We start from the raw sequence: 13,835 nt of genomic DNA, 5'->3' as shown, positions 1-13,835 counted from the left end.
AAGACGAAGGGCGAGGGGGGCCTGGCTGGCCCGACCCTCGCCCGGGTGCTTCACGCGAACGGAGTGCTACTCCGCGGCGCGCTCCTCGCGCTTGCGGTCACGCTCGGCGCGGTAGCGCTCGCCCGAGGCCAGCGCCTTCTTGCGCATGCGCACGGACTTGGGCGTCACCTCCACCAGCTCGTCGTCGGCGATCCACTCGAGCGCCTTCTCCAGGCCCATCTCGCGGGGCGGGGTGAGGATGACGTTCTCGTCGCGGCCGGCGGCGCGGATGTTGGTGAGCTTCTTCTCGCGGCAGGCGTTCACGTTGAGCTCGGAGGGGTGCACGTGCTCGCCGATGATCATGCCCTCGTAGATGGTGACGCCGGCGCCCACGAACAGGTGGCCGCGCTCCTGGATGGAGAAGAGCGCGTAGGGCACGGTCTCGCCCAGACGGTCGGACACGATGGCGCCGTTGGCGCGCTTGGGGATGTAGCCGAACCAGGGCTCGTAGCCGTCGAACTGGCTGCTCATGATGCCCTCACCGCGGGTGATGGTGAGGAACTCCGAGCGGAAGCCGATGAGGCCGCGCGCGGGGATGCGGAACTGCAGACGGGTGCGGCCGCCGCCCAGCTGGGCCATGTCCACCATGCGGCCCTTGCGGGGCCCCAGGCGCTCGGTCGCCGCGCCCACGCTGTTCTCGGGCACGTCGCAGAAGAGCAGCTCCATGGGCTCGTGGAGCACGCCGTCGATCGTCTTCGTCACCGGCTCCGGATTGGAGGCCGTCAGCTCGTAGCCCTCGCGGCGCATGGTCTCGATGATGACCGCGAGCTGCAATTCACCACGGCCCACCACGCGGAAGGCGTCCGGCGTCTCGGTGTCCTCCACGCGGATGGACACGTTGCGGTAGGCCTCGCGGTACAGGCGCTCGCGCAGGTTGCGGCTGGTGACGTACTTGCCTTCCTTGCCCGCGAGCGGCCCATCGTTGACCTTGAAGATCATCATCATCGTGGGCTCGTCCACGGTGATGCGCGGCAGGGCCACGGGCGTCGTCGCGTCGGCGATGGTGTCACCGATGGAGATGGCCTCGATGCCCGCGATGGAGACGATCTCACCGGGGCCCGCGTCCGCGATCTCCGTGCGCTTGAGGCCCTGGATGCCGTAGAGCTTGACGATCTTGCCCTGCTCGACCTTGCCGCCCTCGCGCATCACCGCCACGGGCATGTTGGGCGTGAGGCGGCCGGCCTGCACACGACCGATGGCCAGACGGCCCACGTAGTCGTCGTAGTCCAGGTTGGCCACGAGCAGCTGCAGCTGCTCCTGCTGGGGCGCCGGGGGCGGCGAGATGTGCGAGAGGATGGCCTCGAACAGCGGCTCGAGCGTCTTGCCGGGCACCTCGAGGCTCGTGGAGGCCTGGCCCTGGCGCGCGACCGTGTAGAGCACGGGGAACTCGAGCTGGTGCTCGTCCGCGCCCAGGTCGATGTAGAGCGAGTAGACCTGATCCAGGATGTCCTTGGCGCGGGCGTCCGAGCGGTCGATCTTGTTGATGACGAGCACCGTCTTGAGGCCCATGCCCAGCGCCTTGCTGAGCACGAAGCGCGTCTGGGGCAGGGGACCCTCGGCGGCGTCCACCAGCAGGATGACGCCATCCACGAGGCGCAGACCGCGCTCCACCTCACCGCCGAAGTCCGCGTGGCCCGGGGTGTCGATGATGTTGATCTGCTTGCCCTTGTAGGTGACGGCGGTGTTCTTCGCGAGAATGGTGATGCCCTTCTCGCGCTCGAGGTCGTTCGAGTCCATCACCCGTTCGGTCAGGGCCTCGTTGCTGCGGAAGATGCCCGCCTGGCGAAGCATGTGGTCGACAAGGGTGGTCTTGCCATGGTCGACGTGGGCGACGATGGCGACGTTGCGGATGTTCTCTCGGGCGATCATGAAGAAGGGGCGTGCCGCGGCGCGAAGCCCGGCGAAAGAAGTCGTGTGGGCAAAGCGCCCAGCGGCCCCTCGGGGGGACCTTGTAGGAACCTTCCTGGAACGCGAAGGGCGGGCGCTTATATGCCGTGAGTGTCCACCCTGCAACGTGGCTGCACGCGGGGCGGCCTGGCGGCCCTTGCTTTCGACCCGCCAGGTGCTCCAGCCCTCGGCATCCCGCTCAGTGGGTAGGTGTCTGGACTACATGGGCATCCAGGCTACGGATGGGCGGCGTGCGGCGCGGAGGGGCGCGGGGTGGGCGTCAGCCCGTGTTCCCGGAAGAAGCGCTCCACCCGGCGCTCGATGGTGTCGCGGTACTCCAGGGGGGCGACATGGGTGCCCTCGGGCAGCATGAGGAGCTGGGCCCCGGGGATGTGGGCGGCCATGCGCCGGGAAATCCAGGCGGGGGTGAACTTGTCGTGCTGGCCCGCGATGACGAGCGTGGGCACGTCCACGTCGGGCAGGTGGCGCCAGGCGTTGTGGTGGGCCGCGGAGCGCAGGGTGCGCACGAAGACGACCGGGTCCATGTTGGCCAGGTGGGTGAAGTAGGGGATGAGGTCGCTCTTGGCGAGCAGGGAGCGGTTGAGCTCCACGCTCAGCGCCACCTCCATGGCCAGCGGCGTGCTGAGCAGCGAGCGGGTGAGCCGGGCCACGGGCTCGGGGAAGCTCTCCACGGTGAAGCGGATGAGGGGGAAGAGCCGCTTGAGCAGGGTGCCGTCGTGGAAGGTGTTGAGCAGGGTGCCGTAGCTGCCGCACACCAGCACGAGCCCCTTCACACGCTCGGGGTAGCGGCGGTGGAACTCGAGCGCCACCTGCACGCCCATGGAGTGGCCGAAGACGACGGCCTGCTGGAGGCCCGCCGCGTCCATCAGCCGATTGAGGTCGTCACAGCTGTAGGACATGCCGATGCGCTGGCGGCGCGTGGGCAGGCCCGAGCGGCCATGGCCCCGGTAATTCCAGCGCAGCACCCGGTGGTCGCGCTCCAGCTGGGGCTCCAGGTACTTCCAGACGAAGCCGTCACAGCCCAGTCCATCGCAGAGGACGACACCCGGCTCTCCCGTGCCCCGCACCTGGTAGTACAGCGGCGCGCCATCGGGAACGGTGAGGAAGTCCTGCCGGGTGAAGTGGCTCATGGGCTCATGCATCCGCCTCGCTGTCGGGCGGAAGGCCCGGCTCGAGGCCGTAACGGGCGATCTTCAAGATAAGGTTGGAGCGGCTGATGCCAAGCTCCCGGGCGAGCTGGCTCTTGTTATTGCCAGTACGCAACAAACCCTGGTGGATCATCTCCCGCTCGAGTGTTTCCACGGCTTCGTGCAGGCGGCCGGTGGCGCGGGTGGCGAGCGCGGACGTGCCCCCGGGGGCCACCGCGTCGCGGATGCGGCCGGAGATGAGCTCGGCGGGCAGCGACTCCAGGTCCCCGCCGAGGACGAGCAAGCGCTCCATCTCGTTCTCCAATTCACGCACGTTGCCTGGCCACGCGTAGCGGCCGAGCAGGGCGAGCGCCTCGGGGGACAGGCCCCGGGCGCGCTGTCCCTCGCGGTGGTGCTTGCGCAGGAAGTGGTCCACGAGCAGGGGCAGATCATCGCGGCGCTCGCGCAGTGGGGGCAGGTGCACGCGGATGACGTTGATGCGGTAGTACAGGTCCTCGCGGAACTCGCCGCGCTTGACCATCTCGCCCAGCTCCTTGTGGGTGGCGGCGATGACGCGCACGTCCACCTCGCGCGGCTGGGTGCCGCCCACGGGCAGGAAGGTGCCCTCCTGCAGCACGCGCAGGAGCTTCACCTGGAGGGCGGGGGACATGTCGCCCACCTCGTCGAGGAAGAAGGTGCCGCCGTCGGCCACCTCGAAGAGGCCCTTCTTGTCGCGCACCGCTCCGGTGAAGGCGCCGCGCATGTGGCCGAAGAGGGCGCTCTCCAGCAGGTTGTCGTTGAAGGCCGAGCAGTTCTGCACCACGAATGCCTTGTCGCTCCGGGGGCCATTGACGTGGATGGCGCGCGCCACCAGCTCCTTGCCCGTGCCCGACTCGCCGTTGATGAGCACGGTGGCCTCCGAGTTGGACACCTTCTCCAGGAGCTTGAAGACCTCCTGCAGGGCCGCCGAGCGGCCGATGATGTGCCCGAAGCGGGTGTGCGCGCCGCCCTCTGGACTCGCGCTGGTCTCGGCCCGCTCCGTCTCCCGGGTCCGCTCGGCCTCGTAGGCGGCGATCTCTCCCGTGCCGTACTCGAGCAGCTCGGTGAGCTTCTCCAGGTTCTCGTCATCCAGCACGGGCAGGCGCTCCACGGTGCGCTCCACGTCGAGCGTCCCGGGCTGCCATTCGCGCAGCTGGGCTTGAAGCCGCTCGCGCTCGCGCTCCGGCGGGGGCGCGCGCAAGAGCCCCTCCACGAACAGGAAGCCCTCGTAGACGTCGTGCACGTAGAGCGGCGCGCCCACCAGGTTCAATCGCAGGTGGCACGGATGCACGAGCGCGCGGCGCAGGCGCCGGTTGGCCAGGAACTGCTCGTGCAGCTCTCGCACCGACTGGTTGCAGCGCCGCAGCCCCTCGCGCGATCCGCGCACCAGCCGGCAGCAGGCACTGGCCGTGGACGCGAGTCCCTCCGTGCGCTGCCAATCCAACACCTGCCCGTGGCGGTCGGCGAAGTGCAACTCCGCGCGCCACCACTTGCGGATGATTTCCCGGAGCATGATGATGCTCTGCAGGTTCTGGTGCCTTTCACGGTCCATGTGCCGTGCCTTGGGAATGTTCAACAAGGGGAAAACCTTGAACCTGCGAGGTCTCTGGACTTTATCCGCTCGGCGCCACTCCGTGGTGGAGTGGTCGCACATCATCCGATTGTGACTACTCCTCCCCACACCCACGATGCGTCCCCCCACACCCATGACCACGCGGCTGGAGAGGCCTGTGGTGGCCATGGGCACGGCCACGGACATGGAAAACCCACGAGGCCTCCCCATCCTTCCTTGAAGGAGGAGCGGCGAAAGGACCGCAACCGGTTGCTCGGCGCGCTGGCGCTCACGGGCACCATTGCGGTGGCGGAAGCGGTGGGCGGGTTCATGACCGGCTCGCTGGCGCTGCTCTCGGACGCGGGCCACATGCTCACGGACATCAGCGCGCTGGGCCTGGGCCTGTTGGCGCTGTGGTTCTCCAGCAAGCCCGCGGACATCAAGAAGACGTACGGCTACTACCGGCTGGAGATCCTCAGCGCGCTGCTCAACGGCGTGCTCCTGCTGGGCATCACCGTGGCCATCCTCCTGGAGGCCTGGGAGCGGATGAACTCACCCGCCCCGGTGCGCCTGGGGCCCATGGCCGTGGTGGCCACGGTGGGCCTCATCGCCAACCTGGTGGCGCTGGGCTTCCTGCACCGCTCTCATTCCATGAATGTGCGCGGCGCCTTCCTGCACGTGCTCGGAGACACCCTGTCCAGCGTGGGCGTGCTCGTGGGTGCCGGCATCATGTGGTTCACCGGCTGGTACGTGGTGGACGCGCTCATCTCCGCGCTCATCTCGGTGGTGATCGTGGTGGGCGCGGTGCAACTGGTGCGCGACGCGGTGGACGTGCTCCTGGAGGCCGTGCCCGCCCACGTGGACATGGCCGTGCTCAAGGAACTGCTGCTCAAGGTGCGGGGGGTGCGCGACGTGCACGACCTGCACGTGTGGACCATCTCCAGCGGCATGTACGCGCTGTCGGCGCACCTGGTGGTGGAGGATCCCATGGTCAGCAACAACGACGAGATCCTCACCGCGGTGAAGCACGAGCTCTACGATCGCTTCGGCATCGATCACACCACCATCCAGATCGAGAGCGAGACCTACGCGCACCTGGGCGAGGTGCACTGAAACGAAGAAGGGCCGGCACCGCGAGGACTCCGCGATGCCGGCCCTGGGATTCGCTTCCCGTGCTACGCCCGGCCGGCGGCCTGACGTCCGCGGCGGGACACCGCGTCGATGGAGGCGGCCACGAGCAGCACCGAGCCCGTCACCATGAACTTCACCGACGAGGAGAAGGCGAGCAGGTCCATGCCGTTGGAGATGGAGCCGATGACGAGCGCGCCGAGCAGCGCGGACCAGGCCGAGCCGCGCCCGCCGAAGAGGCTGGTGCCGCCGATGACCGCCGCGCCGATGGCGTTGAGCAGCACGTCGCCGCTGCCCGAGGACTGATTCACCGCGAGCAGACGCGAGGCGGCGAGCATGCCGCCCGCGGCCGCCAGGGTGGAGCCCAGGGTGAAGATGGTGATGCGGATGAAGTCCACGCGGATGCCCGCGCGCCGCGCCGCCTCGGCGTTGCCGCCCACGGCGAACACGTGGCGGCCAAAGCGCGTGCCCTTGAGCCCGAGTTCCATCAGCAGGATGACGCCCGCGAAGATGACCGTGGCCAGGGGCAGGCCGCGGTCATTGGTGAAGATGAGCACCGACACCACCACCGCGCCGCAGATGATGACCATGCGGGTGGCCACGTTGCGGATGGGCGCCAGCGGCAGGCCCAGCGTCGCGCGCCGCCGCCGCTCCACCATCGTCGTGCCCACGTAGAGGGCGATGAAGCCCACCACCACCGCCCAGGACACTGGCGCGGAGAAGAACGTGGACGTCAGTCCGGTGATGATCGGATTGTTCAGGTTCACGCTGCCCGTGGAGCCCAGCACGCTGAACAGCGCGCCCTGCCACGCGAGCGAGCCCGCCAGGGTGGCCACGAAGGAGGGCACCTTGAAGCGGGTGACCCACGTGCCCTGGAACAGGCCGATCGCCGCGCCCGTCGCCAGGCCCGCCAGCAGCGCCGGCACCGCCGGCCAGCCCTGCTTCACGTTGAGGATGGTCATCACCGACGCGGCCAGGCCGCTCACGGCGCCCGCGGACAGGTCCGTCTCCCCGAGCAGCAGGATGAGGACGATGCCCGCGGAGATCATCCCCATGGCGGAGATCTGCAGCATCAGGTTGGTCAGGTTGACCGCGGACAGGAAGCGCTCATTGGCCAGGTAGAAGGTGAGCCAGATGGCGCTCAGCCCGACGATGACGGGCAGACTGCCCAACTCTCCCTGGGACACGCGGCGGCGGAATCCCGCCCATGCTCCCGCCAGGCCCGGCGCGTCTTGGATCAGCCGGGGATCGATTGCCGTGGGTTGGCTCGCGGAGCTCATGAGGCCTCATCCATCTTCAAGGTGTTGGCGACCTGCGCGGGCTTGGCGCCGGTGATGGCGGCCACGACATCGACTTCCTTCACCGACTTCACGTCGAAGGTCGCCACGCGCTTGCCCAGCCGCATCACGATGATGCGGTCGGCCACCGAGAACACGTCCATCATGTTGTGGCTGATGACGACCACGCCCAGGCCCTGCTCACGCAGCCGCCGGATGAGGTCGAGCACCTGGCGCGTCTGCGCCACGCCGAGCGCCGCGGTGGGCTCGTCCAGGAGCACCACCTTGGGCGAGCCCATCATCGCGCGCGCCACCGCGATGGTCTGCCGCTGGCCGCCGGACAGCGCCGCCACCTGCGTGCGCACGCTGGGGATGCTCACGGCGAGCTTCTTGAGCAGCGAGGAGGCCTGTTGCTCCATCGCCACCTCGTCCAGCCAGCCCACCGTCTTGCCCAACAGCCCCGAGCGCTCCTCGTGCCCGAGGTACAGGTTGCCCACCACGTCCAGGTTATCGCACAGGGCGAGGTCCTGATAGACGGTGGCGATTCCGAGCGCCGACGCGCGCTTGGGCGCTCCCAGCGTGACGGGCTTGCCCTCGAAGAGGATGTCTCCCTCGTCGATGGCGATGCTGCCCGAGATGATTTTGACAAGGGTCGATTTACCTGCCCCGTTGTCTCCCACCAGGGCCACCACCTCACCCGGGTGGACTTCGAAGTCCACCTGGCTGAGGGCCTGGACGGCCCCGAATCGCTTGGAGATGTTGCGGAGCGCCAACAGCGCGGTCGCGGTCATTTCGAGTGCCTCGTGTCCCTTACTGCAGCTGCGCCTGGGCGCAGGCGTCCTTGAAGGAGCCTTCGCAGATCTGCGCGGCCGTCCAGAAGCCGTCCGCCATCACGGTGCTCTTGAGGTTGTCCTTGGTCACCGCCACGGGGGTCAGCAGCACGGCGGGCACGTCCTTCATGCCGTTGTTCACCTTGCCGTTGACCTTGGCCGCCGGGGGCTGGCCACCGCGCGCGAGCGTCACGGCGAGCTCCGCGGCCGCCTCGGCCTCCGCCTTGATGGCCTTGTACACCGTCATGTACTGCTCCCCGGCGACGATGCGCTGGATGCCGGCGAGCTCCGCGTCCTGACCGGTGACGGGGGGCAGGGGCGTCATGCCCGCGGCCTTCATCGCGGCGATGGCGCCACCCGCGGTGCCGTCGTTGGCCGCGTACACGCCCGCGATCTTGTCCTTGCCCAGCTGGGTGATGGCCTGCTCCATCTGCTGCTGCGCCTTGTCCGGGCTCCAGTCCGGCGTGTCGTACTCGGCGCCGATCTTCGCGCCGCTGCCATCCAGCACGCTGTGCGCGCCCGCCTTGAACATGGCCGCGTTGCTGTCGGTGGGCGAGCCGTTGATCACCACGATGGTGCCGTCCGCCTTGCCGTCCGCCTTGAGCTTGTCCGCGAGCGCCTGGCCCTGCAGCTTGCCCACCTGCTCGTTGTCGAAGGAGATGTAGTAGTCCACGTCCGCCTGGGCGATGAGGCGGTCATAGCTGATGACCAGCACCTTGGACTGACGCGCGCGCGCCACGATGCCCGACGCGGACGCCGCGTCCACGGGATCGAGCACCAGCACCTGGGCGCCGTTGGTGAGCGCCGCCTCGGCCTGGTTCTGCTGCTTGGAGGCGTCCTGGTCCGCGTTGCTATAGATGACCTGACACTCCGGGCAGAGCTCCTTCACCTTGCGCTCGAAGTGGGGACGGTCGTGCGACTCATAGCGCGACGTCTTGGACTCGGGCAGGAGCAAGGCGATCTTCGCGCCCGCCGGCTTGTTCGCCGCGGCGGAGCCACCACCCGCCGTCTCCTTGTTGTCCTTGCAGGCCGGGGTCAGGAACATCAGGGCCGCGAGCGCAGCCGAGGCGCTCAAACGGGGCAGGGAGTTGCGTGGGGTCACATGTGCCTCGATTCAGTTGAGAATTCGTGTCGGGGGCGTGAAAAGCGCGGGCATCCTCTCCGTACACTTGCACTACTGCAAGTCATGTCCCATGCCGCACCGCGGCGTACCAGTGCGCGCGCCACGCCCCTCGTCCGGGATTTCCGAGGGAGCGGATATCCGTTGAGGGTGTCGAGGTGCACCCTGTTTGAAATTGGAACGCGGTGCGCCATCCCATGTGTTCACTGCGTGAAACCGGGGAGGGAATCCCTTGCGCCGATGGCTGTCCACCCTCTCGAGGAGGTAGGCGGTGACGCAGCCTCTCATCCTGACCTTGCGGCTCGACGCGGAGACGTTCGCCCGCTTCGATGGGTTGCGCCGGGCGCACTTCCCGGCGCGGCTCAACCACCTGTCCGCGCACCTGACGCTGTTCCACCACCTACCCGGAGAGGAGCGGGAGCGGATCGAGGCGGACCTGCGCGCCATGGTCCCCACGGTGCCCCTCTCCCTGCAGGTGACGGGGCTGCGCTCGCTAGGGCGGGGGGTGGCGTTCGAGATCGTCTCCGCTGGCCTGTCCTCCCTGCGAGCGAGCCTGGCCCGGCGCTGGGCGTCCTGGCTGACGCCCCAGGATCGGCAGGGCTTCCGCCCCCACGTGACGGTGCAGAACAAGACGACCTCCGAGGAGGCGCGTGCCCTGCGCGCGTTCCTGACCGCGGGATTCACTCCCTTCTCCGCGCGGGGCGAGGGTCTTCTCTTGTGGCGCTACCAGGGAGGCCCCTGGGCCCTGGAGGCGGAAATCTCCTTCGCGCCCGCGCTCACGGCGACCCGGGGGGAGACGGGGGGCCTGGGTGGGTGAACGGAAGTGCCACGGGACGCTTGCGGTGCCAGGGCCGGACGGGGATTCTCCGCCGCCGGATGAACGTGCTCGACAAGGTGCTGACGCTGAGGCCGACGAGTGTGGTGGCGAGGCTGGGGAGCGCCTCTCGGCTGCCCGTGCTCAACCCCCGCGAGTTGGCGAAGTCGCTCGAGGGGACACCCATGGCGCTGCCGTGCCTACCGGTGCCCTTGCGCTCGATGCTGCCGGGATTGCTGGCGGCGGGGCGCGGCGAGGACGCCGTGCTGGGCCTCGTGTGTCCCCATCCGCTCGCGGACCGGGGCTCGGCGGAGCGTTTCGTGGCGGCGGTGCAGGAGGTGGCCGAGGCGGATGGTCACGCGCGGCCCCTCTTCCTCCAGGCGGGTCCGGTGCGGGTGCCCGGCACGGCGCCGGCGAGTCTAGGTCCCCTCCAGGAAGGACTCTTCCGTCTGGTGGAGACGGGCTTCTCGCTCGTGTCGCTGGACGTCACGCGGCTGCCCGCGCGCGCCGCCGTGGAGGCCGTGCTGCGGCTGTCGGAGACGGTGATGGAGCGGGAGCTGGCGCTGGAGGTGTCCCTTCCCGCGGCCTCCGAGGGCGCGGAGATGGACGAGGCGCGGTCGTTGCTGGAGGGACTTGGACGGCAGGGCCTCGGGGTGCGCTTCCTGCGGGTGTCCGAGGCCGCCCTGGGCGATGAAGCGCAGGACGTGCAGTTCCTGCGCGGCCTGGTGGACCTGGCGGGACAGCACGGGGCGGGGGTGGCGGTGGGCGAGGCGGCGCGGCGCTCGGTGCGGGTGCTGCCCACGTACGTGGCGGCTGGCGTGAAGAAGGTGGAGTGCTCGGCGCCCTTCGAGCGGCTGGCGCTCGCGTCCTACCCAGAGCCGGTGCGCGAGCAGTTGGAGGAGAAGGCGCGCAAGGCGGGGGTAGGGGCGGGGCAGGTGCTGGGCATGCTGGGCGGACAACTGGCTCCCCTCGGGGCCGCGGATGAGGGCCGGTTGGAGGCGTTGACCTTCGCCGAGGCCTCCGAGGTCATCGAGGCGTTGGGCGCGTCGGGCACGGGCTGGAAGTCCATGCTCGCCCTGGCGGACAGGCGGGAGGACTGATGCGAATCGTCGCGGGAAGTGCACGAGGCCGGGCGCTGGCGGGCCCCAAGGCGACGTCCAAGCACATCCGCCCCACGGCGGACCGGGTGCGCGAGTCGCTCTTCAATGTCCTGGGCCAGTGGTTCGAGGGCCAGAAGGTCCTGGATCTCTACGCGGGGACGGGCGCGCTCGGCCTGGAGGCCGTCTCGCGCGGCGCCATGCGCGTGGTGCTCGTGGATTCGGATCGCGAGGCGCTGGCGCTGTGCCGGGCGAACACGGACACGCTGGGGTTTGGTGCCCGGGTGGAGGTGCTGGCCCAGCCCGTGGAGCGGGCGCTCGAGACACTGGGCAAGCGGGGAGACCGCTTCCAGCTCATCTTCGCGGACCCGCCCTACGCGGCGCGCGTGGTGGAGACGGTGTTGGAGGGCGTGGCGAAGCACGGGGTGCTGGCGGCGGGGGGGACGGTGGTCATCGAGCACGACAAGCGCGAGCCCGCCCCGGAGGCGCATGTGGGATTCTCCCAGGTGGACCAGAGACGCTTTGGGGACACACTGGTGAGCCTCTTCCGCATTGCTTGACCGTTTGTCTGGGTGCGTCGAGACTGCGCGCGCATGCGCATCGCCATCTATCCGGGCTCGTTCGATCCCCTGACCAACGGACATCTCAGCATCATCCATCGCGCGCTCCAGATGTTCGACCGCGTGATCGTCGCCGTGGCGGTGAATCCAAAGAAGACGCCCTTGTTCTCCGAGGAGGAGCGCAAGGCGTTCATTCGAGAGGCCTGTCCGGACCCCCGGGTGGAAGTGGATGCGTTCCACGGCCTGTTGGTGGAGTACGCGAAGTCGCGCCAGGTGAACGTGCTGTTGCGCGGCCTCCGGGCGGTGTCGGACTTCGAATACGAATTCCAGCTCGCGAACATGAACCGCAAGCTGGCTCCCGGCGTGGAGACCGTCTTCATGATGACGGGCGAGGACTACTTCTACGTGTCGTCGAACCTGGTGCGCGAAGTGGCCCTGTTCGGCGGTGACGTGGAGGGGTTGGTTCCTCCCGGCGTCTTCCAGGCGCTGCGCGCCAGGTATGCGAAGTAGGGCGGCTTCCGCCCTCGGTTGTCCTCCCCTTCACCCCAACACATCGATTCCCATGAACCTCGCGAACCGGCTCAGTGCCATCAAACCGTCCCCCACGCTCGCCCTCAACGCGAAGGCCAAGGCGCTGTCGGCCCAGGGCGTGGACGTGGTGAGCTTCGCCGCGGGCGAGCCCGACTTCGACACGCCGGACTTCATCAAGCAGGCGGCGATCGACGCGCTCGGCCAGGGTTTCACCAAGTACACGCCCACCGCGGGCATTCCGGAGCTGCGCGAGGCCATCTGCGCGAAGCTCGCGCGCGACAACCACCTCACCTACGCGCCGGATCAGGTGCTGGTGTCGGTGGGCGCCAAGCACTCGCTCTACAACATCTTCCAGGCGCTCCTGAACGAGGGGGACGAGGTCATCATCCTCTCGCCCTACTGGGTGAGCTACCCGGACATGGTGCAGCTGGCCGGGGGCAAGCCGGTCATCATCGAGACGCGGGAAGAGGACGGCTTCGCGCCGGACCCCGAGGCCATCCGCAAGGCGCTCACGCCGCGCACCAAGGCGCTCATCATCAACAGCCCGAGCAACCCCTCCGGCGTGGTGCTGTCGCGGGACACGCTCACGAAGATCGCCGAGGCGGTGCGCGGACATGACTGCCTGCTGGTGAGCGACGACATCTACGAGAAGTTGCTCTACGCGGGCGAGTTCTCGAACATCGGCAACGTGGCGCCGGATCTGGTGTCGCGTCTGGTGGTCGTCAACGGCATGAGCAAGGCGTTCTCCATGACGGGCTGGCGCCTGGGGTACACGGCGGGTCCCAAGTGGCTCATCGCGGGCATGCAGATGATCCAGGATCAGTCCACGTCCAACCCCTCGTCCTTCTCGCAGAAGGCCGCGGTGGCGGCGCTCAAGGGCCCCGAGTCCCTGTTCGAGCCCATGGTGAAGGAGTACCGGGCCCGGCGGGACATGGTGGTGGAGACGCTCAACTCCATGGACGGCGTGCGCTGCCGCACTCCCGAGGGGGCCTTCTACGTGCTGCCCAACATCTCGGGGCTCTATGGGCGCTCCTACAAGGGCACGCCGCTCAAGGGCTCGCTCCAGGTGTCGGAAATCCTCCTCAATGACTTCCGGATCGCCGCGGTGCCGGGCGCCCCCTTCGGCGTGGATGCGAACATCCGTTTGAGCTTCGCCACCTCGCGCGAGCAGCTGCGCAAGGGGCTGGAGCGCTTCCGCGAGTTCACCGCCGCCGTGCGCTGAGCGCCGCGCTCAGTCCGTGTAGGCGAACGCGCGCCATCCATCGAGGGACGGGCGGTAGAGCAGGATGGCCGCGTGTCCCGAGAGGTTCGCCACGGCGGCGTACACCTCGACGCCGCGGGGGACGATGGCGCCCAGCCGGGCGGGGGGCTTGCCGTACTTCTTCTCGAAGTCGGCGTAGGGCAGGACCTCGATGTCGTAGAGCGTGATGAGGTCCGTGCGCTTGTCGCGCAGCTGCTTCACCCACGTGGCCACGAGCGGCTCCGGCGTGTCGAACCGCCTCTCCTCCAACTGGAAGGGGAAGGCGATCATCGACACGGTGCCGCGCACGTCCCCGGTGAGCAGGTAGTTGATCACGAACTGCGCGTCGTCGCGGATGGACTGCCGCGTGCCCTCGTCTTCCGCGCTGGCGGGTGAAGGCGCGGGCGCCGGGGACGCGGCACGGGGACGGGGTGGCTTCTCGGCGGCGGGCGCTGGTGCCGGTGTGGAGGCCGGTGCCGCTGGCGCGGATGCTGGAGGCTCGGCGGGGGCTTCCTGGGCGAGGGCGGGGGAGGTGGTGGACAGCAGCAGGACCAGGGACCAGGGACGCATGAA

At 68.8% G+C, this 13,835-nt stretch carries 13 protein-coding genes; 6 read left to right on the top strand and 7 right to left on the bottom strand.

Annotated features, from left to right (window positions below; all coding sequences use genetic code 11):
* Positions 1–66: 66 nt before the first annotated feature.
* The 3 genes from typA to MEBOL_RS38965 all read right to left on the bottom strand — a co-directional run bounded on the left by typA (position 67) and on the right by MEBOL_RS38965 (position 4,665).
* On the bottom strand, positions 67–1,908 hold the full coding sequence (gene typA / locus MEBOL_RS38975) for a translational GTPase TypA (RefSeq protein WP_095982160.1): 1,842 nt from the start codon (positions 1,906–1,908) through the stop codon (positions 67–69).
* A 254-nt stretch (positions 1,909–2,162) separates the two neighbouring features.
* Complete coding sequence (locus MEBOL_RS38970; protein WP_095983278.1) at positions 2,163–3,077, bottom strand: alpha/beta fold hydrolase; 915 nt, start codon at positions 3,075–3,077, stop codon at positions 2,163–2,165.
* Between the two features lie 4 nt (positions 3,078–3,081).
* Positions 3,082–4,665, bottom strand: coding sequence for a sigma 54-interacting transcriptional regulator (locus tag MEBOL_RS38965; RefSeq protein WP_095982159.1), 1,584 nt, complete (start codon positions 4,663–4,665; stop codon positions 3,082–3,084).
* A gap of 111 nt (positions 4,666–4,776) precedes the next feature.
* Between MEBOL_RS38965 and MEBOL_RS38960 the strand changes: the two genes are divergently transcribed.
* Entirely contained in the window at positions 4,777–5,778 is a 1,002-nt protein-coding gene (locus MEBOL_RS38960; protein ID WP_095982158.1) for a cation diffusion facilitator family transporter, read from the top strand.
* A gap of 62 nt (positions 5,779–5,840) precedes the next feature.
* Here the strand turns inward: MEBOL_RS38960 and MEBOL_RS38955 are convergent, their stop codons facing one another.
* Genes MEBOL_RS38955 through MEBOL_RS38945 form a run of 3 tightly spaced genes read right to left on the bottom strand, consistent with a single transcriptional unit; the run spans position 5,841 to position 8,945 of the window.
* Positions 5,841–7,073, bottom strand: coding sequence for a sugar ABC transporter permease (locus tag MEBOL_RS38955; protein ID WP_095982157.1), 1,233 nt, complete (start codon positions 7,071–7,073; stop codon positions 5,841–5,843).
* Positions 7,070–7,861: an ATP-binding cassette domain-containing protein gene (locus MEBOL_RS38950; RefSeq protein WP_095982156.1), complete on the bottom strand. Its 792-nt coding sequence runs from the start codon at positions 7,859–7,861 to the stop codon at positions 7,070–7,072. The genes MEBOL_RS38955 and MEBOL_RS38950 overlap by 4 nt, the downstream gene beginning before the upstream one ends.
* Before the next feature lie 19 nt (positions 7,862–7,880).
* Positions 7,881–8,945 carry an ABC transporter substrate-binding protein gene (locus MEBOL_RS38945; protein ID WP_095982155.1) on the bottom strand — a complete coding sequence of 355 codons (1,065 nt, stop codon included), beginning with the start codon at positions 8,943–8,945 and terminating at the stop codon, positions 7,881–7,883.
* Between the two features lie 346 nt (positions 8,946–9,291).
* Between MEBOL_RS38945 and MEBOL_RS38940 the strand changes: the two genes are divergently transcribed.
* The 5 genes from MEBOL_RS38940 to MEBOL_RS38920 are packed head-to-tail and all read left to right on the top strand — an operon-like array spanning position 9,292 to position 13,244.
* Positions 9,292–9,837 carry a 2'-5' RNA ligase family protein gene (locus tag MEBOL_RS38940; RefSeq protein ID WP_095982154.1) on the top strand — a complete coding sequence of 182 codons (546 nt, stop codon included), beginning with the start codon at positions 9,292–9,294 and terminating at the stop codon, positions 9,835–9,837.
* 59 nt (positions 9,838–9,896) lie between these two features.
* Positions 9,897–10,934, top strand: a complete 1,038-nt coding sequence (locus tag MEBOL_RS38935; protein ID WP_095982153.1) for a hypothetical protein — start codon at positions 9,897–9,899, stop codon at positions 10,932–10,934.
* Complete coding sequence (gene rsmD / locus MEBOL_RS38930) at positions 10,934–11,491, top strand: 16S rRNA (guanine(966)-N(2))-methyltransferase RsmD (RefSeq protein WP_095982152.1); 558 nt, start codon at positions 10,934–10,936, stop codon at positions 11,489–11,491. The genes MEBOL_RS38935 and rsmD overlap by 1 nt, the downstream gene beginning before the upstream one ends.
* 33 nt (positions 11,492–11,524) lie before the next feature.
* On the top strand, positions 11,525–12,001 hold the full coding sequence (gene coaD / locus MEBOL_RS38925; RefSeq protein WP_095982151.1) for a pantetheine-phosphate adenylyltransferase: 477 nt from the start codon (positions 11,525–11,527) through the stop codon (positions 11,999–12,001).
* A 52-nt stretch (positions 12,002–12,053) separates the two neighbouring features.
* Positions 12,054–13,244 (top strand): pyridoxal phosphate-dependent aminotransferase, encoded by a 1,191-nt coding sequence (locus MEBOL_RS38920; protein ID WP_095982150.1) that lies wholly within the window; start codon positions 12,054–12,056, stop codon positions 13,242–13,244.
* A 9-nt stretch (positions 13,245–13,253) separates the two neighbouring features.
* Here MEBOL_RS38920 and MEBOL_RS41690 read toward each other — a convergent pair whose 3' ends face one another.
* Positions 13,254–13,832: a hypothetical protein gene (locus tag MEBOL_RS41690; RefSeq protein ID WP_157823935.1), complete on the bottom strand. Its 579-nt coding sequence runs from the start codon at positions 13,830–13,832 to the stop codon at positions 13,254–13,256.
* Positions 13,833–13,835 lie beyond the last annotated feature (3 nt).

This window comes from Melittangium boletus DSM 14713 (assembly GCF_002305855.1).
GTDB lineage: Bacteria > Myxococcota > Myxococcia > Myxococcales > Myxococcaceae > Cystobacter > Cystobacter boletus.
Note: the sequence above shows the minus strand (reverse complement) of the source record. Positions and strands in the feature narration are given on the sequence as shown.